The 21237-nt window shown below is 49.4% G+C and carries 17 protein-coding genes; 11 read left to right on the top strand and 6 right to left on the bottom strand.

Annotated features, from left to right (window positions below):
- Positions 1 to 54 precede the first annotated feature (54 nt).
- A complete protein-coding gene (locus HPY31_RS11185; RefSeq protein ID WP_172140766.1) occupies positions 55 to 1404 on the top strand; it encodes a glycosyltransferase family 4 protein in 1350 nt (449 codons plus the stop codon).
- Positions 1405 to 1556: 152 nt separating this feature from the next.
- Here the strand turns inward: HPY31_RS11185 and HPY31_RS11180 are convergent, their stop codons facing one another.
- From HPY31_RS11180 to HPY31_RS11170, 3 genes are read right to left on the bottom strand one after another with little or no spacing between them, the layout of a single operon-like run.
- On the bottom strand, positions 1557 to 2375 hold the full coding sequence (locus HPY31_RS11180) for a hypothetical protein (protein WP_172140765.1): 819 nt from the start codon (positions 2373 to 2375) through the stop codon (positions 1557 to 1559).
- Positions 2368 to 3996: a hypothetical protein gene (locus HPY31_RS11175; protein WP_172140764.1), complete on the bottom strand. Its 1629-nt coding sequence runs from the start codon at positions 3994 to 3996 to the stop codon at positions 2368 to 2370. Before HPY31_RS11175 ends, HPY31_RS11180 begins: the two co-directional genes overlap by 8 nt.
- A gap of 4 nt (positions 3997 to 4000) precedes the next feature.
- Positions 4001 to 5263, bottom strand: a complete 1263-nt coding sequence (locus HPY31_RS11170) for an O-antigen ligase family protein (RefSeq protein ID WP_172140763.1) — start codon at positions 5261 to 5263, stop codon at positions 4001 to 4003.
- A 189-nt stretch (positions 5264 to 5452) separates the two neighbouring features.
- Here HPY31_RS11170 and murJ point away from each other — a divergent pair, with 189 nt between their 5' ends.
- Positions 5453 to 6979, top strand: a complete 1527-nt coding sequence (gene murJ / locus HPY31_RS11165) for a murein biosynthesis integral membrane protein MurJ (protein ID WP_172140762.1) — start codon at positions 5453 to 5455, stop codon at positions 6977 to 6979.
- On the opposite strand, the gene HPY31_RS11160 is transcribed toward murJ, so the two are convergent.
- Positions 6954 to 8330, bottom strand: a complete 1377-nt coding sequence (locus HPY31_RS11160) for a phenylacetate--CoA ligase family protein (RefSeq protein WP_172140761.1) — start codon at positions 8328 to 8330, stop codon at positions 6954 to 6956. The genes murJ and HPY31_RS11160 overlap by 26 nt on opposite strands.
- 204 nt (positions 8331 to 8534) lie before the next feature.
- On the opposite strand from HPY31_RS11160, the gene HPY31_RS11155 reads away from it, so the two are divergent.
- On the top strand, positions 8535 to 10187 hold the full coding sequence (locus HPY31_RS11155) for a putative polysaccharide biosynthesis protein (RefSeq protein ID WP_172140760.1): 1653 nt from the start codon (positions 8535 to 8537) through the stop codon (positions 10185 to 10187).
- A 57-nt stretch (positions 10188 to 10244) separates the two neighbouring features.
- Here the strand turns inward: HPY31_RS11155 and HPY31_RS11150 are convergent, their stop codons facing one another.
- Both HPY31_RS11150 and csaB read right to left on the bottom strand, forming a co-directional pair.
- On the bottom strand, positions 10245 to 11096 hold the full coding sequence (locus tag HPY31_RS11150; protein ID WP_172140759.1) for a class I SAM-dependent methyltransferase: 852 nt from the start codon (positions 11094 to 11096) through the stop codon (positions 10245 to 10247).
- Between the two features lie 24 nt (positions 11097 to 11120).
- Positions 11121 to 12218 (bottom strand): polysaccharide pyruvyl transferase CsaB, encoded by a 1098-nt coding sequence (gene csaB / locus HPY31_RS11145; protein WP_172140758.1) that lies wholly within the window; start codon positions 12216 to 12218, stop codon positions 11121 to 11123.
- A 430-nt stretch (positions 12219 to 12648) separates the two neighbouring features.
- On the opposite strand from csaB, the gene HPY31_RS11140 reads away from it, so the two are divergent.
- The 8 genes from HPY31_RS11140 to HPY31_RS11105 all read left to right on the top strand — a co-directional run bounded on the left by HPY31_RS11140 (position 12649) and on the right by HPY31_RS11105 (position 21192).
- Positions 12649 to 13572 carry a 50S ribosomal protein L11 methyltransferase gene (locus tag HPY31_RS11140; RefSeq protein ID WP_172140757.1) on the top strand — a complete coding sequence of 308 codons (924 nt, stop codon included), beginning with the start codon at positions 12649 to 12651 and terminating at the stop codon, positions 13570 to 13572.
- A 65-nt stretch (positions 13573 to 13637) separates the two neighbouring features.
- Entirely contained in the window at positions 13638 to 14813 is a 1176-nt protein-coding gene (locus HPY31_RS11135) for an acetyl-CoA C-acetyltransferase (RefSeq protein WP_172140756.1), read from the top strand.
- Positions 14814 to 14867: 54 nt separating this feature from the next.
- Positions 14868 to 15857, top strand: coding sequence for an LCP family protein (locus HPY31_RS11130; protein ID WP_172140755.1), 990 nt, complete (start codon positions 14868 to 14870; stop codon positions 15855 to 15857).
- A gap of 200 nt (positions 15858 to 16057) precedes the next feature.
- A complete protein-coding gene (locus HPY31_RS11125; RefSeq protein ID WP_172140754.1) occupies positions 16058 to 17758 on the top strand; it encodes an AMP-binding protein in 1701 nt (566 codons plus the stop codon).
- A 151-nt stretch (positions 17759 to 17909) separates the two neighbouring features.
- The gene (locus tag HPY31_RS11120) at positions 17910 to 18500 is read left to right on the top strand and encodes a fatty acid metabolism transcriptional regulator FadR (protein ID WP_012685390.1); all 591 of its coding nucleotides are present in this window, start codon (positions 17910 to 17912) and stop codon (positions 18498 to 18500) included.
- A 118-nt stretch (positions 18501 to 18618) separates the two neighbouring features.
- Positions 18619 to 19392, top strand: a complete 774-nt coding sequence (locus tag HPY31_RS11115) for an enoyl-CoA hydratase (RefSeq protein ID WP_172140753.1) — start codon at positions 18619 to 18621, stop codon at positions 19390 to 19392.
- 52 nt (positions 19393 to 19444) lie between these two features.
- Positions 19445 to 20212, top strand: a complete 768-nt coding sequence (locus HPY31_RS11110; protein ID WP_172140752.1) for an electron transfer flavoprotein subunit beta/FixA family protein — start codon at positions 19445 to 19447, stop codon at positions 20210 to 20212.
- 20 nt (positions 20213 to 20232) lie between these two features.
- Positions 20233 to 21192: an electron transfer flavoprotein subunit alpha/FixB family protein gene (locus HPY31_RS11105; RefSeq protein ID WP_012685393.1), complete on the top strand. Its 960-nt coding sequence runs from the start codon at positions 20233 to 20235 to the stop codon at positions 21190 to 21192.
- Positions 21193 to 21237 lie beyond the last annotated feature (45 nt).

The raw sequence follows: 21237 nt of genomic DNA, 5'->3' as shown, positions 1-21237 counted from the left end.
ACTTATGGTATCGTTGATGATGGAAAATTGAAATGGAGAAGGACGGTTACGTAAATGAATACGCACAATGTGTTGATCATATGCTACATATTTCCTCCTATTGGGGGAGGCGGCGTGCCAAGACCGTTGAAAATGGCCAAATATTTGGGGGAGTTTGGCTGGAATGTCCATGTACTGACAGTAGATCCTGCTTATCATGCGACGCTCGATCCATCCCTTTTGGCACAGCTACCGAGTGATGTCACCATTCACCGTGCGAAGGAGTGGCAGCTGCTGCCGAATCGAGGGGGACAAGCCCCATCAGCAAGTGCCAATACAACGTCTACACCATCACAGCCATCATTTAAGGCGAAGGTAAAAAAACAGGTCGTCAATGTGCTGAAAAAAGTTAAGCCCTACTTGTTGATTCCAGACGACCAAATCCTGTGGATGCCGAATGCGCTCAAGCTAGGACGAGAAATCATGCGACGTGAAAAGATCGACGTGATTTTTTCCACATCGGGACCAGTAACAAACCATTTGATTGCGAAAAAGCTTTCCGGTGAGTTTGGCTGCAAATGGGTAGCGGATTTCCGTGATCCATGGACGCAAAATATGCACACCTCTGGCATCGAATGGCGAGAGCGCATGGAAGAGCGAATGGAGGAGGCGGTGATGTCCCAAGCGGATGCGATCACGACCGTTACTGCGACCTTCGCCTATAATTTTCGCGAGAAGCATCAGAACCGCATCAAGCGGATGGAGCTGATCTACAATGGGTTTGATCAGGCTGATTTTCAAGGGCTGGCTCCCAGCCATGATGCTTCGGACAAGTTTCATGCGGTGTACGCAGGTATTTTGTACCAAAAGCGCAACCCGCGCCTTCTCCTGCAAGCCATCCGGGAGCTCATCGATGAAAAAGCAGTAGACCGAAATGATCTCTTGCTCAGCTTTGCCGGGGTGTTCGATTACCCGGGGTATTCCGAAAATCGCGACTGTGTAGAAGCGTTGGGGCTGAGTGACATCGTTCGCGTGTTAGGGAACCTGCCGCATAAAGAAGCGCTCGGATTGATGAAAGGTGCGAATGCTCTCTTGCTGATCGGGGATGTGTCCGCTGACGCCGGCGCGTATATTCCGGGCAAGCTCTACGAATACATGGGGATTGGCAACCCGATCCTTGCTCTGAACAAAAGAGGCGAAGCGACAGAGATTATTGAAGATTTCCGTCTCGGTCAGGTAGCCGATCCAGAGCAAAAAGACGAGATCAAGCAAGCATACCTGAAGCTGTATCAGGAGTGGAAAGCGCAAGGACAAACCGGTAGCGAGGAACGCGGAGCAGATTTTGCAGAGCGTGTGAAACCGTATGAGCGCCGTGAACAGGCGAAGCAATTGGCGCAATTGATGGATGAACTGGTGAAAAAATAGGACAGCATCGCCCCGGAGCCAATGAAGGCTTCGGGGTTTTCTTCGTGTGGCAGGAATACTTCGTTTACTTCAAAATAAAAGGACCTGACGATGTTCGCCAGGTCCTGATTCGTACCGATTTGTCTGCTGCCAAGCTAAGGTAGCAGGCTTTTTTAGTACAGCAAATATTTCTCTACTTCTTCCGGTTCCTTGATGTGAATGCCACCAGTATCACCGTATTTAAACAGGTTGAACATCACTTGCTGGTCCATCGTTCCGGCTTCAGGAAGTGGGAGAATGATCCAGGTCTCGTACTGGTGGATCAGACGGTCTTCCTTACCGAACCAAATCGTTGTCTTGATCGTGGATTCCTTCAAGATGTAATCCAGATCAGGGCGTTCTCCCAATTGCTTTTTCAGTGGTTCAAACAGTGGGCTTTGGCTATTTTTCAGCCATTCTGCTCCTGTCATTTTCAATTGGAACGGAACGCTGACTACACCGATAACTTTTTCCTCAGGCAATTGGACAGCCTTGTCCATGAAAGGTAGCCAGTCCTCGAAGCCCTTCAATACGTCGAAGGCGAGTGGCTCCTCTGGAGCGGTCACGAACTGCTCATTCGCCTTGATATAGCGCTTGTCGTTAATTCGATAGTACGAATACGGCTGGGCCGCGATGCGAGCATCCACATTGTAGCCTTTCCCGTTGATGACAGCTCCATTGAACATACTCGTCGTGGTACGAGACAGGATTGTGTTTTTTACATACCCTTTATACCAGTAGGTCTGTGCCTCTTCATTTGTTTTGCCCTTTTCCAGGGCTGTTTTCAGCCACTCGGCCCCTGACTCGGTTTGGACCGTTGTCGTTTGATCCGGCTTCTGGTCAAAATTGGTAGTGGCAAAAGCCTTCGTCCCTGATTCATACGTGCAGCCACCGAGCAGGGAGGCTGTGCAGATGGCAGCGAGCAATGCCCATGCTTTCGTCGCTTTACGCATGGCGAAACCTCCTTACGACTCCGTATCCCAAGAGTCCCACGAACAACGCGATTGTGAGTCCGAGTACCGGAATGTTGTGCTGCTTAAACACGAGAATACGATGCGTATTGTACATATTAGCCACGATTTCGTTTTCCTTGTCTCCATCGATGTCGCCGATTTGAACATTGATCAGCGGCATGTAAATGCGCCAGTTTTGTTTCAAGCCCTCTGGCGTGTAGTCATAGCCAGCCAAATAGCGAGTATCTGTGGTACTTACCCAGCTTTTCGCTTTGGCTACGATCTCAGGCTTGGCGTTGTTACCAATCGTAGCAAAGTTGGAGAAGCGGAAGCTCTTGTCGTAGTCTCCGCTTGCCCACAAAATTTCCCACGTACCGTCTGCTTTTGGTTTCAAGATGTACGAAGGTTTGCCAGCCACGAGCAGCTCATCAACCTTGTCGTTATCGATATCAGCAGGAATGAACTCGCCAGTTGCCAATTCAGCCTGTTTGCGTGTCAGTGTGTACGATTCTGTCAGTGTGCCATCTGGCTCTACAGACAGTACACTCAGGTGCTCGCCCATGACAACGATTCCCTCGCGGCCATCTGGCAGCATCATGGTGGTCATCAGCTTGGTTGCTTTTGTCGTGCCGCCAAAAAGCTTGCCGTCGTAGTTACCTGTCAGCATACCATCCTTGATGTGTAGATCCGTGTACTTGGAACCCAGTGTGTGCCGGACATCTATACTGCCTGCATTATCTGCCAGTTGATTTGCGATGTTCTCCATATCAAGCATAAACGCACGATAGGGTGCCGTTCCGATTTGCAGCATGCCTTCCGCATATGGTTGGCGTTGGACATTCGGTACCAATTGACCATCTTTCATCGTGTAATACGGGAAGCCTGGGTAATCGGTCGGCAGTTTTTCCTTGATGATCTTCATGGTTTCTGCCGGAATCTGATCATTCGGCATCCGCACCATTTGACCATCTTTCCAGGTCAGGACGTAAAGAGAAACAGGCTCCGCCTGCAAATGGCGCAGCTTCTCCGCCATTGCTTTTTTCTCTTCTTCCGTCTCTGGCTTTTCAATTTTTTCCGGCAGTGGAAGCTCCTCAGCATTGCCGTACGTGATGATTTCCATCTTGCCATCGCCATTGACGTCTTGCAGCGTGATCGGGAAATAATCTACCCAATCGCCGTTGTACAAACGGTCAGATTCGTATGTCACGGTAAAGTGGCTCAGTGCAGTCAGAGTATCTCTGTTGAACGTCACGTTCGCCAAAAGTGCGATCAGAACCAACGAGCCGACTGCACGCCAGTTGAGGCGCCCATACCATTTCACGAGAAGCGCAATCACGATGACTGCGATTGCACCACCGATCAACAGAGCAGCGGTCGTTTTCACATCGACGCGTGTTAGTGCCCGATCCAAGAGCAAGAAGCCGATAGTAAACACAAGCACTTGTCGACGTTCCGACGGATGTACCACAAAGTAGCAAAATGCTAGCAGTGGCAGGAAAATGAGTAAAGCAATCCACGTTAAATCAAGGAACGCTGGTTTCACGAGCAAATGATAAATCAGAAACAGGGCAATGGCGTACAGCGCCCAGCTTATCGTATCGAGAATAGGATTCCGGCGCATGCCCTCACCACCTTTTGTTTTGTGTCTGGTCGACGAATAATGCGCAGAGGAAGCCGCCAAACAGCCAGAAATAGAGGGCCACGAACGGCACCTCGAAAATGTTTTCCACGAGGTTATGTGTTGCTACCGCGATTAGTCCGCCCAGCAGCCCGAGAATCGCAAAAAAGTGCGGCGAGCCTTGGAGGTTGCGGATAAGTCCGGCGCCATACTTAAACATGGTGATCACGGTACCGATTAACAAGATGATCCCGATCAGACCGTATTCCGCCAAGCTTTTGAAGAAATAACTATCGGAATAAATCGTTCCGAAATGGCGCGTAGCAACTGCTCCGCCGTGATGACCGAGACCGACGCCGAACAATGGCTCGATGCGCATCTTGTCATAGGCTTCGCCCCAACGGCCAATACGTCCGCCTTGGCTGCTAGATTCGAAGTATTCAGGTGTAAACAGCGTGAAAATGCGATCTTTTACTTTTCCGACAAGCGGAACTGAATCAGGAACGAAGAACAGGGCTACAACCCCGATAATCCCTGCGATCACCAGATATCCTGCTACTCGTTTGTTCCAGATGTAGAAGCAAACGAACACGGCAAAGGCAAGAGCGAACCAGGCACCGCGGGACCCGGTTAAGAGCAAAGCTAGCACGGTGGTCAGTGCAACAATGGCCCAAATCAATTTTTGCTTGAGAGTAGTAGCTGTCATGAACAGACCAGCGGCAATCGGTGTAACCAACGCCATATAGCTGCCCAATACGTTCGGGCTCGTTACGAAGGAGAATGCACGCGTTGTAACTGCTTCCCCTTCCTGCACCCATGATTCAGGTGTTTTGACGCCCACGATGACTTGCAAGACACCATACAGTGCCGCTACGAAACCAACCAGCACAAGTACCTTCATGAACTTGTTCAGGTCTTCCATCGACTTCAGTAAATAGAAGCCCATGAAAAAGGCGAGGATGTACTGGTAGACAGAGCGGAATCCTTCCACAGTCGCTTCCCAGTTCGCCATGTCTGTCACCATGATGGCAACACCCAGGACGAAAAAGGCTCCCAGCCAATGTTTGATTCCAGGCATCGTTCTGTTTGATTGCAAAAAGGCTCCAAACGTAAACAGCATCAGAACGATGAGCAGTGCTTCATCCCACAAAGAAGATATGACTGGAATCGGTAGAATCTGTCGCAAGACGTAATCAATTACTGGATAGGCCAACAGCAAATACAACCATGTAGTTGATTGGCTTCCCCACTTCAACACGGTTTCTCTCATTTTTATTGTAGTCCTCCTACAGGTAGGGATTAACCTACCTATTATAATGAATCTGGCAACCCGGTAGCAAGCCGGGGGGAAAGAGGTTGGTAGGAACGGTAGAAATAAGATATGATAACTAGGTAGTTTGAGGGGTTAGAACCAAGCCTGGAACGTAGGGTTTCAAATAGGGATAGGAGAAAAGTGGACATGAGTTTGTTAAAAATTGCTTCCATGATTGTCGTGCTGACTCTCGTTGGAAGGCTTTTGGGCTTTTTTCGCAGTGTGTATGTATCCAACTTGTACGGTACTGGCATGGAGGCAGATGCGTTTAATATCGCGGCAACGATCCCGCTGACGCTGTTCTTGGTCATACCAGGAGCGGTCAATGCTGTACTGATTCCGACAATGCGCGGCATGATGGAAAAAGGGGAGCGGACGACTGACCTCTATCAGAAGATGCTCACGATCATTTTGGGTATATTCGTTGCTTTGTCTGTCTTAGGAGTTGTCTTTTCTTATCAGCTTGCTGCAATGTTTGGACTGACAGGTGAGAAGCTGGAACTCACGGCTAGCATGCTGCAATGGATGTGGCCATCAGCTATTTTCATCGGGTTAACAGGGCTGTGGTCGAGTATTTGTAATGCTCACCAACATTTCTTTACACCAACGCTCGGTACGGTAGCCAATGGTGCTTTGGTAATTGTCAGCATGTATGTGCTCGTTCCGATGTATGGTCCGATTGGTTTGGCGATGGCTACGACAATCGGTTACTTGGCTGCACTGTTGCCGATTCTCCCGACTTTGCGCGGATTCGGTTATCAGCAGCGCTTCTCCTTCGCTTGGCGTGAGGACGCTGCTCTCAAAGGCATGGGCGAGCGCGTCATTCCGATTTTAATTGGTGCGGTGGTTGCTCAGGCGACTACCTTTTTAGAGCGAGGCTTCGCGGAAGGGCTCGGAACGGGTGTCGTTTCCGCTCTCGCCAATGCAAACCAGATCATGCAATTGCCTCTGGCTATTTTTGTCGGGGCGTTTACGTTGCCGTTATTCCCATTGTTGGCTAGTCATGTCAAGCGGGGGGAAATGGCGGAGATGAAGCAAATCCTGCAAAAGGGACTTGCCTATCTTCTCATTTTGCTGCTGCCCGTGACAGTTGGACTTGCGCTATACGCAGAGCCCATCATCCGTCTAGCTTTTGAGCGCGGTGCGTTCGATGAGCATTCTGTCGCTTTAACAGCGTGGGCACTACCGTTTTACGGTGTGGGACTTTTCTTCTTAGCGTCGAGAGACTTGCTGACTCGCGCCTTTTATGCACTGGAAAACACGAAGACACCCGTTATAATCGGGGCGATTGGGATCGGTGTGTATGCCCTAGCCAACTGGTTGCTCATTCCGCTGCTTGGTCATGGCGGAATTGCTCTCGCCAATGCGGTCTCAGCCATCAGTCAAGCGCTTCTGCTGTTTATTTTGCTGTGGAGGGCAGTAGGCAGCCCTGTACGAGCGAATTTCCTCATGACTACAGGGAAAACCATTCTGGGCTGCGCAGTCATGGCTGGTGCTATTTTGTTCGTCGATCCATGGTTATCCGTTTTGCCTGTCTGGTTGTACTTATCGCTGGGAATTATGGGTGCAGCTCTTTTCTATCTTGTTGTGCTCATTTTGGTTCGCGAGCCACTTGTGTCAGAGCTGCTGCAAAAAGTACGCAAGCGGTCTACTCCAGCGGGGGGGCGCTCGTAAGCGGGAATTCCCGGATTGCATAACGAGTCTTACCTGAGCTAGCGGGGGGAATAGTCTCCACATAAGAAACGTGGATACTCACTTGACCTAACGCCGCGCGAATTCCTGCCAAAAGCTTGGCTTCATCGGCAGGCAAAAAACGTTCGGGCTCCTTCACCAGTCGCAGGCTCAGTCGCTCCGGCTCGTGCTGGACGATCTGGAAGGTGCGAAAGCTGTCCATATTGCGAACGATGTGATTAAAATAATGTCCGTGCACGTACTGTCCGTTTCGTGATAGGAACATGTCGTCTTCTCTGCCGTCAATCGAAGCAAGAAGTGGAAAAGGGAGATTGCATGAGCAGGCTGAATCAGAAAGAGCGACGACATCTCCTATTTGGTAGCGCAGGCGAGGCATGACGGTATTGTGCAGGTCAGTGACAAGCAGTGCTCCTGGATGCCCATTGTTGAGGGGCATATGCGTAATTGGATCGACTACCTCCAAATAACAGTTCCCGGAAAAGGCGTGCATGCTCCCTGCTTTACATTGATAGGCGATCATTCCGCCGTCACGGGCGCCGTATTCATTCACAACAGGCGCATCAAAAGCTTGGGTAATCGCTTGCCGCTGGTGCTCGTGCAGGCTTTCTGCTGTAGAGACCACGGCTTTGAGCGGGATTCCCAGTGTTATGCCGCGTCGTAGCATCATCATGGCGAGGGTATGCAGCGCGGAGGCGTACCCATATAAATAGGCTGGGCGGAATTTCCGGATGAGGCGCAGGTTTGCTTCCAAATGTCTTTCGTCCAATTCATAGGCAGAAATCATCATGCGGTTTTTCAACCAGCGTTCTTTCCAGCGGTAGCGGCCAGCTTGCTGGGCGTTTAATTCGAGTGGAGAGCCCCAAATCATCACACATGGGTCACCAATGCGAATGCCGTACCAGGATAGCCCAAACCACCGTGCAGCTTCATATCGCTCGACAGTTGGACGATCGAGGTAAAAATGAGTGGGTTCACCCGTGGAGCCTCCCGTTCGATTTCCAATGAGCCTGCTTGTTTGTCGGCCCTGGCTCAAATATTGATCAGCGTTTTGCCGAAAGTGTATTTTGGTCAGAACAGGAATCCGCTGCAAAAAACGTTCAGGCATCTCACGCATTTTACTCCAATCTGGGGCGAAGGCAGTGTAAGCTGGTACATTTTGTATCGCATGATCGAGTAGTTTCACCAGCTTTTCTCGCTGCTGCACGGTAAGCGCTTCGGCAGATAGACGCTGTGTTGCTTGCAATTCTTTCATGTAAGGACGGATGCGATTTCCTTTCAAAGCCTCCATTAGCGGCCACTGTACATGGCGGATCAAAAATCCGGTTGTGGGCATAATATCCCCTCCTACTCATAGATCACACAGGCAGATGATTAAAAAAAATCAATGGAATCTGTTTTTCACCAGTATTCCTGCGAAATTCCATCGATATACCTGTTTGCTGGAAGAGGGAAATGATAGTAGGATAGAGAGTGGGTTCATGTCGATTGGTGCTGCCCCACGGGTATCCAGTCAAAGAGACGAATAAAGGAGTTACCCATGTTGAAAAAAAGTCATTTTCTCGCGGGAGCGTTGATCTTAGCCATAGCGGGGATTTTGTCAAAAGTTATCGGGATGTTTTATCGAATTCCGCTTCAAGAGATAGTCGGCGACAGAGGTCTCGGACTCTATCAGGAAGTATATCCTCTCTACCTGACCTTTCTCATATTGGCGACAGCAGGTGTGCCAGTAGCATTGTCGAGAGTGATTGCTGAGGCGTTGGCTGAAGGAAAACAAGGCTCTATTGGACAGATTTTGGCCCGTAGCATGGTCATGATGGGCGCCATCGGGCTTGTCTTGTTTGGGCTCCTGTACGTCAGCTCTCCACTCATTGCAAAGCTCATGGGGAATCCGCATTTGATTGAGCCGATCCGAGCGATTTCCATGTCGCTGCTGTTCGTTCCCTTGATTGCGGTTATTCGCGGCTTTTTCTACGGCCATCAAAAAATGTTGTTTGTTGGGCTCTCGCAAATCGTAGAGCAGACCTTGCGTGTCGTATTTATTTTGGTAGCTTCTCTGTATCTCGTGTCACTCGGTGAAGATACGGATACCGTGATTACCGGAGTCAACTTCGGTACGATGATCAGTACGTTTTTGAGTCTCGGGTTTCTAGCGTTACTCATGTGGCTCCACAACCGGAAAAATTCCGTCTTTGGCGAGGCTGAGTGGCGGAGCCTTACTTGGTGGTATGATCGTGCCTTCTTCGCCTCGATGTGGCGAATTGCCTGGCCGATTTGTATCAGCGCCTTAGTTATCCCGATTTTCAGCCTGACGGATTCCTTTCTGGCGATTAACATCTTCCGCTATATATGGAATGTGGACGGCTTGACGGCGGATACGTGGTTTGGCATTTACAGCAGGGGAGGTCCACTTCTGCAAATGGCGAGCTTGTTCGGATCGTCGATTGCCCTCTCGATCGTCCCTGCCATTGCCGAAGCGATCAGACAAAAGGATCAGGAGCGGATTACGACCTTGACCAAGCTCTCCCTGCGTTTTGCTTGGCTAATCGGTCTACCAGCCGGTTTGGGACTGACAGCTGTAGCTGAAGGGGCAAATCTGGCGTTGTATGGTGATATGGAAGGCACACGTGCCATGGCGATTTTAGGCATCACCGCAATCCCGCTTTCCTTGTTACTGGCTACAAACGGTATTTTGCAAGGGATTGGTAAAGAAAAAATCCCTGCGCGTCATCTGCTGTATGGGGTTATTGTGAAGGTACTGGCGACACTCGTGTTTACCTCGATGTTCGGTATGGACGGCTTGTCCCTGTCTTGGCTGGTTGCGACTGCATTTGTCTGCGTACTGAATATGCGAGTCATCAACCGTTACGTATCGATTCCGATTAACTGGCGCTTCGATACCATTTATCCGTTGCTGGTGGCTAACCTCATGCTGATTCTGGCTTGGGGAGCGACAGAGGCCGTAGATTTCCTGTTCAGGGGAAGAGAACCAGTACGCATGTTGGGAGCGATAGAGACCGTTGCTGGAGTCGGTGTAGGACTCATTGTGTACTTGGGACTGCTCATCCTTATTCCACTCATTGAGGACAAGGAGTTGGATTGGCTGCCTGGCGGAAACAAGCTGCGCACCTTTATCCAATTCATTCGGAGGAAACAGGCTTCTTCATTAAAGTCCAATACGAATAACGATTAAACCAATTGCAAAACCCCTTTCTCCACAAACGGAGGAAGGGGTTTTATGTGGTCCTTCTTATTTCGCTTTTTGATAAACACAGACGACCATTTTTACGAAAAATTCACGGGTAGCGGCCAATTTTGCCAAGGTCTGCAACTGATTGCGCAACGGAATCTCTCGCTGGTAAACCGCAGGCTGCACCACGCCTTGTTGAATTTTTCGAAACCGCTTGATCGTCATGCGATTGATGTACGAGATCGTATCTCTGCCATCAGGAAGCTTGTCGAAGCGAAACGCAATCCGGTCAGAACCATCTGGCAAGTCACGGACTAGCTGTTTATAGGCGTCAATCAAGGCTTGCTCCGAGAAGAGAGCATGCACCCAAGGAATGCCGATCGCATCTGACAAATGAGCACCGTATGGATGATAATACGGCGGGAAATTGATGTAGAGATGCCCCCCGGGCTTCAAGACCCGAAAGCATTCCTCCAACGTCTTTTCCGGTTCGCCTACGTGCTCCATCGCGTCGTTCATGATGATCGTATCGAACGTGTTATCCGGGAAGTCCATTCTCGCGGCATCACCAGTCATGAAGGAGACGAGATGATCCAGTCCTTTTTTCTTCGCGAATTCATTTCCTTCGTCCGCGTAATGAGGGACGATGTCGATGCCGATCATTTTTTTCGGTCCATAGGTGGCGTAATAACAGGTTTTTCCACCGCCGCCACAACCGATGTCCAAAACCATTTTGTCACGGAACATTTCCTCCTGTGAATGGAAGGGGAGGAAAAACTGAATCGTTTGATCCCCTTTTTGAAATTGCCATTCTGTATAGCTCATTTCCCCGTTGTTTGCCAGATTAAATGGGTGAACGGGGAGAGGAAATAATCGATTTAAACGAAGTAACACTTGTGAAGAAAAGGACATGATGTCCTCCTTTCCAGGTCAGCCTTATTTACGCAGCGCCTGCAAAACAAGTTCACTGCTTTTGGAAGCTTCGATCGCTAACAGATGGGAATGCTTCGTTACCACATCAATTTCATCATCGAGGTTGTCCAGTTTTTCAGCGAGCAAGGTCAAAAGTGTAGTTTCATCGAGTTTAGTAATATGACCAGCATTGGGCATTCCAGCGCGTTCAACGAATCGATCGATTTTCGGATCGTAGGAGATACCGATAAAAGGGATTCGCAGCATGCACGCAAGAATAAGTGAATGAAGCCGCATTCCAACGACGTAGTTGCATTGCTTCAGTACCGACATAATGTCATGAAAAGTCACGGGTGCATCGAGAAGACGTGCTCCTGGTTGGCTCATCTGGTCCATGATTTCCTGAGACGGTGCCAGATCACTAGGGACATGCATCGGCAGGAAGAGAACATTCCATCCACGCATGATAAACCAATCTGCTGCCCTGGCTATCTTCTGTTTGAATTGCTGTTCCTGCTTCCAGTCCCGGACAGAGATGGCGACCAAAGGCTTGGAAGGATCATCAAACATACCATGGAGCAGCTCTTTTCCCCGTTGATCTGCAATATCGTCAGGGGATATCGTCAGAGCAGGGTCAGCTGTTATATAGATAGGGGCTTTTTTTACGCCGCAGGCTTTGAAGTCCTCCCCTGATTCGTAGTCGCGAACTGTGATGATGTTGACGTGATTCACCACGCGTTTAATCATCGTGCGACTGAGCGATTTAAGGATGGGTCCAAACCCTTGCGCGTAAAAGACCACGGGTTTACCTAAAAGCTTGGCAATGGTGACGATGCCCAAATAGTAGAGGACACTGCGCGGACTGGTTACATCCTGCATCAGTGTACCGCCGCCCATCACCAGCATGTCACTTCGCGAAAGCTCGCGGACGATGGTTCCAAAGCTCCAGCGGTTATAGGCTTCAATCCCGAACAGTTCCGCAGTCCGATCAGGCTGATTGGACAAGACGGCGAGAGAGATATTTGGTTGTTCCCGCTTAAGAGAGCTGATGATGCCGTACAGGACCACATCGTCTCCGGCATTATTAAAGCCGTAGTACCCGGAGATGAGAATTCGCGACATGGAGTGAACCTTCTTTCTATATCAAACGTACAGGAAAAATACATTCTCAAGTATAATCGAGTAAACAAGGGGAAGTAAAGCAACCACAGTAGAAAACTTCCCGCTCCAAATCTTTGGACAGATACAGTGGGTGCAGCACGGTTCGTAGGGTATAATGATGTTGTTCCGACTTACGAGAACATATAGAGGAAACCCATACCGAACATGCCGATGCCAAGAACGATGAGGGCAATCATGACGATAAAAAGTCCCTTGTTTTTGCGGCGACGGTAAAAAAATTCGTCAAACATGGTAAGCCTCCCTGCGGTTGTGATAGTCCATTCTACTATCATACCATGTTCTCTATCATCCTTGCCATCCACATATGAGTGAATAGATGTCCGCAAGAATAGGGGCGAATAACAGCAAAAGGGAAGGAGCATTTTTCATCATGGAAAACATGTGGCTCAAATACACATTACTAGTGGAACCGGAAATTGAGGATTTGTTTGTGGCAGAGGTTTTGACCAGCTCCTACACGCTTGGCTGGATCGAACCGCAAATCGAAGTACTGACAACGGAAAACGGATATGATTACGCAGAAAATACGGAAGGTCCACTTGTTGGCTATTTATTTGAACCCCAGCACGATCGTGAAGAGGAGCATGTAGCTCGCCTGAAGACCTACATTCAGCGGTGGAATGGACAAGTCACGATAAAAGAAGTAGACCTCGTCGCTGAGGAAAATGATTCGTGGAAAGAGGAGTTCCGTGAAGTCAAAATAGGCGCCTGGTGGGTGGCACCAACGTGGACGGACCCCGCAGCGTTGGAGTCGGCTCGGCATATCCTATGGATCGATCCGGGTGCAGCCTTCGGAACCGGCTATCATGGAACGACGCAGGACATTCTTTTGTTTTTGCAAGAAATGGATCTGGAGGGTAAGCAAGTCATTGATGTAGGAGCCGGCTCAGGAATTCTCTCTTTGTACTGTGCCTTGAATGGAGCGAAGCATCCTGTATGGGCAGTGGACATTAATCCACAAAGCGAGTATCAGGTTCTCGTCAATGCGACCAATAACCACCTTCCTGACCACGCTGTACAAGTCGTCATTGGGGATGCGAGCGAGGACGCAGTGAAGTCCCAATTGCCTGACCAAGCTGATGTCATACTGGTCAACATCGGGGGCGATGAAAATGTCGCGATGCTTCCGATGATTACAGAGCGAATGGCACCGAAAGGAACTTTGATTCTCTCGGGAATTGTCGAATGGAATCGGGATGCTGTCATCGCTATATTTGAACAAGCAGGCTTCCAAGTAGAAAAAGAAAGTCAACATGACGAATGGGTTACCGTTGTATTGAAAAACATCGCTTAGAACCGCCCTGTAACTTCCGTGTGAGACAATAAAGAAAATAAGGTACTCAATGGAGGGGAAAACAAATGGAGCAGGTTGTCATTGCTGCTGCTGGACGTACGCCAATCGGTACGTTTGGTGGCGTCTTGAAAGATGTAAGCGCTCGCAAGTTGGCAGAAACCGTCATTCGTGGTGTCGTGGATCGATCTGGCCTGGAAGCTTCTCAGATCAATGAAGTCATTTTAGGCAATTGCATTCAGCGCACAGACGAGCCAAACATAGCGCGAGTGGCAGCGTTGGATGCAGGATTGGGAAAAGAAGTGACGGGCTTCACGATACAACGTCAATGTGCGTCCGGCATGCAAGCGATTGTAAGCGGCGCTTCCCAAATCCTTTTAGGCGACAGTGAAATTGTTTTGGCGGGCGGCGTAGAGAGCATGAGTAACGCCCCTTATGTCCTGAAAAATGCGCGTTGGGGCAAACGCTTGACGCATGGAGAAATGACCGATGCGATGTGGGAGTTGTTAACAGATCCGCACCATCAAATCCTGATGGGCGAAACGGCAGAACGTCTGGTCGACCGTTACGGGATCACACGTGAGGAGTCGGATGAAATTGCCTTGCGCAGTCAGCAGAATGCGATCCGCGCCATAGACAGCGGTTTGTTTGCCGAGGAAATCATCGGGGTTCCTATTAAAAAACGCACCGAAGAAATCATGGTTACGGAAGACGAATTCCCTCGCAGGGGAGTGACTCTGGAGAGTCTTGCGAAGCTTAGACCCAGTTTTCGTGACAATGGTACAGTAACGCCAGGCAATGCCTCCGGGCTCAACGATGGAGCGTCCGCAGCTGTTTTGATGAAAGAAGGAAAAGCGAGAGAGCTTGGGATCGAACCACTCGGCAAAATTGTCTCGTGGGCGGTAGCGGGGGTAGAACCCGATCTGATGGGGTATGGACCCGTTCCAGCGGTGAAGCGAGCATTGGCAAAAGCCGGTTTGACGCTCGCGGATATCGAACTGATCGAAGTAAACGAAGCCTTCGCCGCACAATATCTCGCCGTGGAAAAACTGCTGGAGCTGCCTCGGGAAATAACGAATGTGAACGGAAGTGGCATCGCGCTGGGGCATCCTGTCGGTTCTACTGGCTGCCGAATTGTCATAACCTTGCTGCACGAAATGAAGCGTCGAGACCTGAAGCGAGGCTTGGCTGCCCTTTGTGTTGGCGGCGGGATGGGTATGGCGATGGTTGTCGAACGCACATAGGTTTAAATGAAGTCTCCCCTGTTAAAAATGGAAGCAAAGGGGGAGGCTTTTGTCATGTTTATAGGGTCATTTTTCAAGCGACATGGAAAACAGATTGCGTTTCATACCTTATCCTGTTTGGCGATCGGGGCGTTGCTGCTGGTTGCCTACAGTGCCTATCAATACAAGCAAATGACCAATCAGTGGTATGCTCCGATTGATGGAGCCAAAGGGAGCGCAAAACAGGCGACTGCATCCCTTCCTCCTCGTGATCTTTTGACAGGAACTGAACCATTGAAGCCTTTCGTCGCCCTGCTTCTTGGCGTGGATAGTCGAGACGGGGAAAGTGCTCGTTCAGATACGATGATGCTTGCGGCGATTCATCCCGGGAAGCAATCCGTCTACCTTTTGGCGATTCCGCGTGACAGCTACATGGAGCTCCCGGGAAAAGGATACGACAAAGTGAACCATGCGATGGCTTTTGGTGGTCCGAAGATGGTGAAGGAGTCACTGGAAAAGTTTTTACAAATAAAAATTGATCGGTATATCTCCGTAGATTTCGATGGCTTCCGTCAAATTGTGGACGAGCTGGGCGGTGTCACTGTCGATGTGAAGAAACGTATGAAGTACAGCGATCCGAGCGACGACACGTACATCGATATACAACCAGGGCTGCAGACTTTATCAGGTGAGCAGGCATTGGATTATGCCCGTTATCGCAAAAGTGATCTAGGCAAGGAAGACAGTGATTACATGCGGATTGGCCGGCAGCAGGAAATTCTCAAAGCGTTGGCTTCTAAAGGCACCTCGCTCCAAGGGTATACCAAGGCATTTTCACTCATGGAGATACTGGGTCAGCATGTGAAAACGGACCTCACTGAGCAGGAAATCGCCTCTTTGTTATTGTCCTATGGCGATGGCACTCCGAACGCCATTCAAGTCGATACATTGGTCGGGCAGGATGAGCGCATTTGGCATAATGGAATCGTCGGCTGGTATCATCTCGTCCCCACAACTGAACGGGAAAGAGCACGCCAGCAAATGATCAAGGAAATAACACCGTAAGACACAAAGAGCATAAGGATAAAGGACACGGCTTCATCATAGGTCGTGTCCTTTTTTGTCGAATGCTCTTGTCCCGATAGAACGTACATGATTTTAATTGGAAAATTGAATATGTTTCGAATACAATAGTCATTAGGAAGAGATTATGAATGTAGATCATAGGGAGAGGCAAGGCCATTTAAGGGATGGAGGGAATGACCATGTCAAATGCCAAGCCTTGGATTGCCAATTACCCGCCCGAAACTGCGCCGTCATTGGATTACCCCCGTGTTCCTTTGACGCATTTTCTGGAGCAATCTGCAGCTATGTATCCAGACAGTAACGCGATCTATTTCATGGGAAAAAGCATTACGTATCGAGAGCTTTTGCAGTTGTCATACCAATTTGCCAATGCATTGATCAAGCGCGGTGTAAAGAAAGGTGACCGCGTGGCGATTATGCTGCCAAATACTCCACAAGCCGTCATCAGCTACTACGGGGCGCTTTTTGCAGGCGCGATCGTGGTCATGACCAACCCGCTATATACCGAGCGAGAATTGATTCACCAAATGAACGATTCAGGCGCAGAGACCATCATCACACTGGATTTGTTGTACAAACGTGTTACCCAAGTCCGTGCATCTACCTCACTTCAACGAATCATCATCACAAGCATTGGCGATTTCCTTCCCTTACTGAAAAAATGGCTCTATCCGTTCGTGCAGAAGAAACAAGGACAAAATCCGCAGGTTACATACAGCGCAGATATTGAGCCTTTTCTTTCCGTATTAAAAGAAAGCGCTACCAAGCCAATTGAAGTACCAGTCGATCCGACTCAGGACATCGCGCTCCTCCAATATACAGGGGGGACAACAGGTGTTTCCAAAGGCGTCATGCTGACGCACGCCAATCTCATTGCGAATGCAGTTCAATGCCAAGCGGTCCTTTACAAGCTGAAAAAGGGAAAAGAACGGATTTTGTGTGTGCTCCCGCTGTTCCACGTGTATGGGATGACTACCGTGATGAACAAAGGGATTTGTATCGCAGCAGAAATTATTCTCGTTCCCAAATTTGACGTGAAGCAAATATTTGAAATGATCGACAAGCGTAAGCCCACTCTTTTCCCAGGGGCACCCACCATGTATATCGGCCTCATCAACCACCCGGACTTGAAAAAGCATGATCTTTCATCGATCGACGCATGTGTCAGTGGATCAGCTCCGTTGCCGATCGAAGTGAAGCTCAAATTTGAGGAGTTGACGGGCGGCAAGCTGGTCGAGGGCTATGGGATGACAGAGGCTTCCCCGGTAACACATTCCAACCCGATTTGGGAAAAAGGTATTACGGGAAGCATCGGGATGCCGTGGCCAGATACGGATTGCCGAATTGTGGATCCGGCAACAGGAGAAGAGATGCCCCAAGGCGAGGTCGGGGAGTTGGCCGTAAAGGGACCCCAAGTCATGCTTGGCTATTGGAATCGCCCAGAGGATACCGCTGCCGTATTAAGGGATGGCTGGTTTTTGACAGGAGATATGGGCTATATGGACGAAAACGGCTATTTCTATATCGTAGATCGCAAAAAAGACATGATTATAGCCGGTGGCTTCAATATTTATCCGCGCGAAGTAGAAGAAGTGCTCTTTGAGCATCCCGCCATCCAGGAGGCAGCAGTCATCGGAGTCCCAGATCCGTACCGGGGCGAAACAGTCAAAGCATACGTCGTTTTCAAGGATGGACAGCTCGTGAGTGAAGAGGAGCTGGAATCGCATTGCAGGCAGAGACTCGCCGCCTATAAGATTCCGAGACAATACGAGATTCGTACAGATTTGCCCAAAACCATGGTCGGAAAAGTATTGCGTCGCCAATTACAAGAAGAAGACAAGAAGAAAAGGGAAGCCCAGGAAGAAATCAAAACAAGCTAGTAGCTGATGTTTTGAGGCTTGCGATCCCAGGCGGAAAGCGGCCTTTTTTGCTGACCTCTTGCGATTGACAGAGGAGTGGCCCTGTATTACACTAATTATGAATGAGTGATCATTCATTTCATCATCAATGTTAGTAAACATGGAGGTAGTTATGGCAAAGAAAACGGGGGAAAAGTATCAAGCCATTATTGATGCTGCTGTTCGAGTAATCGCCAAGCAGGGCTATTACAGTGCCCAGGTATCGAAAATTGCGAAAGAGGCGAAGGTAGCAGACGGCACCATATACCTCTATTTTGAAAACAAGGATGATATCTTGATATCACTGTTTAACGAAAAGATGGGCCAGTTTGTGGAGACAAACCGCAAACGCATTTCGGAAGCGACGACCATTGAGCAAAAGCTGTATGTACTCATCCATGCACACTTGAGCCAGCTATCCAAGGACCACGATCTGGCAAAAGTGACGCAAATCGAGCTCCGTCAATCCAGTCCGTTCATTAGTGAAGGAATCGGCAACGTGATGAAGCAGTATTTCAACCTTATTGACGAAGTGATCGTAGAGGGTATGGAGCAGGGCGTATTCCGATCTGATCTTGAGGTGCGGATTACGCGCAAAATGATTTTTGGAACGCTGGACGAAGTGACGACATCTTGGGTGATGAAAGAGTGCAAGTACGACCTTGTCTCTTACGTTGATTCCATTCATAACCTCTTCCTGCTTGGTATGAAGGGAAAAGAATGAAAAGAAAAGCTTTTTTTGCATGAAAACGTTTGTTACAATGGAAACAGCAAGACTGAGCGTTCGCTCGGAATGAAAAGTAGCTGTTTTTTATATATGGGGAGAGTTTGGGGGGAGAGGAATGGCGTCGCATTGGAATGTAGAAATCGTTGATCGCGTTGCTACGGTTACGATTAGCAACCCGCCTGCTAATGCACTCAGTCAAGCAGTGCTCGGTCAATTGAGTGAACTTTTGGACCAGTGGGAAAATAACGATGAAATCAAAGCGATCGTTTTGACTGGCGAAGGTCGGTTTTTCATTGCAGGAGCGGACATCAAAGAATTTACCCAACTGAATCGGGAAAATGCAGAAGAAATGGCGAAGAAGGGTCAAGCGTTGTTCAATCGCTTGGAAACGTTCCCGAAGCCAATCATTGCGGCAATTAACGGCGCTTGTCTTGGCGGAGGATTGGAGCTTGCATTGGCATGCCATATTCGCTTGGCAGCACCTGAAGCCAAGCTTGGGCTGCCAGAGCTGAATCTCGGACTCATTCCTGGCTACGGTGGTACGCAACGTCTACCACGTCTGGTTGGTCGTGGCAAAGCGACACAGATGATTCTCACTTCTGAGATGATCGGTGGCGAGGAAGCTTTGCGTATCGGTCTTGTGGAAGCGATTTATCCCGTAGAGCAGTTGCTTGCAGAAGCACAAAAGCTGGCGGCTGTTTTCGCGAGTAAGAGCGCGATAACCCTGAAGCTTGCCCTAGCGTCCATCCATAACACAACGGAGCTTTCGTTATCACAAGGCTTGGAGCAGGAAGCAAAGCTCTTTGGCGATGCTTTCGCGACGGAGGACGTAAAAGAAGGCGTGACTGCATTTCTCGAAAAGCGCAAGCCGCAATTCGCAGATCGGTAGTTAAGCATATAGCTTCACAAGTATGAGGTACCACTAAGGAGGAGGCATCCTGATGAATATCGTGGTTGTGTTGAAACAGACGTTTGACACAGAAGAAAAAATCGTCATCCAAAACGGACAAATTTCCGAAGATGGCGTTGAATTCATCATCAATCCCTACGATGAGTACGCGGTGGAAGAGGCAATCAAGCTCAAGGAAGAGTACGGCGGCGAAGTAACCGTGATCAGCGTCGGTCCAGATCGTGCGGAAAGTGCCCTGCGCACTGCTTTGGCTATGGGCGCAGACAAGGCTGTTCTGGTGGATGACGAGTCTCTGTTCGGAGACGAATTCACAATCGCCAAAGTATTGGCTGCAGTAGCGAAAAAGGTTGGCTTCGATATCATCATTGGTGGACAAATGGCTGTAGACTCCGGGGCTGGCCAAGGCGGTCCTCGTCTGGCAGAAGAGCTGGGAATTAACCATGTATCGACTGCTGTGAAGTTAGAGGTGGACGGGACGAACGTACGTGTAGAGCGCGATGTAGAAGGGGACCTGGAAGTCGTGGAGACGAGCCTTCCTGTTTTGATTACGGCTCAGCAAGGACTCAACGAGCCGCGCTATCCTTCTCTCCCTGGTATCATGAAAGCGAAGAAAAAACCTTTGGATAGACTCGGCGCAGACGATTTGGGAATGACTGCGGACGAGGTAAAAGCAAAGACTGAAATCGTCGATCAGACATTGCCTCCGAAAAAGCAGGCGGGCCGCATTCTCTCTGGCGAATTGGCAGCTCAAACGTCGGAATTGGTGCAACTGTTGCGCAATGAAGCGAAAGTGATCTAAGCGAGAGGGAGAGGATATCCATGAAAAAAGTACTTGTATTGGCAGAAGTACGTGACGGACAACTTCGCAACGTGTCGCTGGAAGCATTGACTGCAGCACAAGCATTGGCTGAGGGCGGCGAAATTGTAGCAGGTGTATTCGGAGCAGATGCAGCAACGCATGCAGTGACATTGGGTCAACATGGTGCGAGCACGGTGTATACGGCTGATCATACAGCGTTGGCACAATACACGCCAGATGCGTATGTGCAGGCACTTACGCAGTTGATTGAGCTGGCTTCTCCAGATGCAGTTGTTTTGGGTCACACCGCGATCGGTCGTGACATCGCTCCTCGCGTAGCAGCGAGACTCGGTTTTGGTCTGGTTTCAGACGTAACCGGTGTTGAAGCAGGCCCCGTATTTATTCGCCCGATCTATGCCGGAAAAGCGACGCAAACACGCAAATTCGTTGATGGAACTACATTTATTACGATTCGTCCAAACAACATTGCCATCGGCGCCGCTGACCCTTCGAAAACGGCAGTAGTGGTACCGGTTGAATTGGAAATCAAGGATTTGCGCACCATCGTAAAAGAAGTTGTACGAAAAACAAGCGGCAAAGTAGACCTTTCTGAAGCGAAAGTCGTGATTTCTGGTGGACGTGGTGTGAAGAGTGCAGATGGCTTCCAGCCGTTATACGATCTGGCGGAAGTGCTCGGTGCAGCTGTTGGTGCATCTCGTGGCGCTTGCGACGCAGACTATTGCGACTACTCCATGCAGATTGGACAGACAGGTAAGGTTGTTACACCTGATTTGTATATCGCATGCGGAATTTCCGGAGCGATTCAGCACTTGGCTGGTATGTCCAGCTCGAAAGTCATTGTTGCCATCAACAAAGATCCGGAAGCGCCAATCTTCCAAGTGGCTGATTATGGTATCGTAGGGGATTTGTTCGAAGTGCTGCCTTTGCTGACGGCTGAGTTTAAAAAAGTATTGGTTTAACAGAAAGACGGTAACAAGGCGCTCCTTTTAGGGGCGCATTTTTTT

It is taken from the genome of Brevibacillus sp. HB1.3, from assembly GCF_013186635.1.
Taxonomy (GTDB): Bacteria; Bacillota; Bacilli; order Brevibacillales; family Brevibacillaceae; genus Brevibacillus; species Brevibacillus brevis_D.
Note: the sequence above shows the minus strand (reverse complement) of the source record. Positions and strands in the feature narration are given on the sequence as shown.

Coding starts and splice junctions, on each gene's coding strand:
- HPY31_RS11130 (WP_172140755.1), top strand. CDS start 14,868: ATGTTTATAGGGTCATTTTTCAAGCGACATGGAAAACAGATTGCGTTT.
- HPY31_RS11105 (WP_012685393.1), top strand. CDS start 20,233: ATGAAAAAAGTACTTGTATTGGCAGAAGTACGTGACGGACAACTTCGC.
- HPY31_RS11125 (WP_172140754.1), top strand. CDS start 16,058: ATGTCAAATGCCAAGCCTTGGATTGCCAATTACCCGCCCGAAACTGCG.
- HPY31_RS11135 (WP_172140756.1), top strand. CDS start 13,638: ATGGAGCAGGTTGTCATTGCTGCTGCTGGACGTACGCCAATCGGTACG.
- HPY31_RS11115 (WP_172140753.1), top strand. CDS start 18,619: ATGGCGTCGCATTGGAATGTAGAAATCGTTGATCGCGTTGCTACGGTT.
- HPY31_RS11110 (WP_172140752.1), top strand. CDS start 19,445: ATGAATATCGTGGTTGTGTTGAAACAGACGTTTGACACAGAAGAAAAA.
- HPY31_RS11175 (WP_172140764.1), bottom strand. CDS start 3,996: ATGCGCCGGAATCCTATTCTCGATACGATAAGCTGGGCGCTGTACGCC.
- HPY31_RS11140 (WP_172140757.1), top strand. CDS start 12,649: ATGGAAAACATGTGGCTCAAATACACATTACTAGTGGAACCGGAAATT.
- HPY31_RS11155 (WP_172140760.1), top strand. CDS start 8,535: ATGTTGAAAAAAAGTCATTTTCTCGCGGGAGCGTTGATCTTAGCCATA.
- HPY31_RS11150 (WP_172140759.1), bottom strand. CDS start 11,096: ATGTCCTTTTCTTCACAAGTGTTACTTCGTTTAAATCGATTATTTCCT.
- HPY31_RS11120 (WP_012685390.1), top strand. CDS start 17,910: ATGGCAAAGAAAACGGGGGAAAAGTATCAAGCCATTATTGATGCTGCT.
- csaB (WP_172140758.1), bottom strand. CDS start 12,218: ATGTCGCGAATTCTCATCTCCGGGTACTACGGCTTTAATAATGCCGGA.
- HPY31_RS11180 (WP_172140765.1), bottom strand. CDS start 2,375: ATGCGTAAAGCGACGAAAGCATGGGCATTGCTCGCTGCCATCTGCACA.
- murJ (WP_172140762.1), top strand. CDS start 5,453: ATGAGTTTGTTAAAAATTGCTTCCATGATTGTCGTGCTGACTCTCGTT.
- HPY31_RS11160 (WP_172140761.1), bottom strand. CDS start 8,330: ATGCCCACAACCGGATTTTTGATCCGCCATGTACAGTGGCCGCTAATG.
- HPY31_RS11170 (WP_172140763.1), bottom strand. CDS start 5,263: ATGAGAGAAACCGTGTTGAAGTGGGGAAGCCAATCAACTACATGGTTG.
- HPY31_RS11185 (WP_172140766.1), top strand. CDS start 55: ATGAATACGCACAATGTGTTGATCATATGCTACATATTTCCTCCTATT.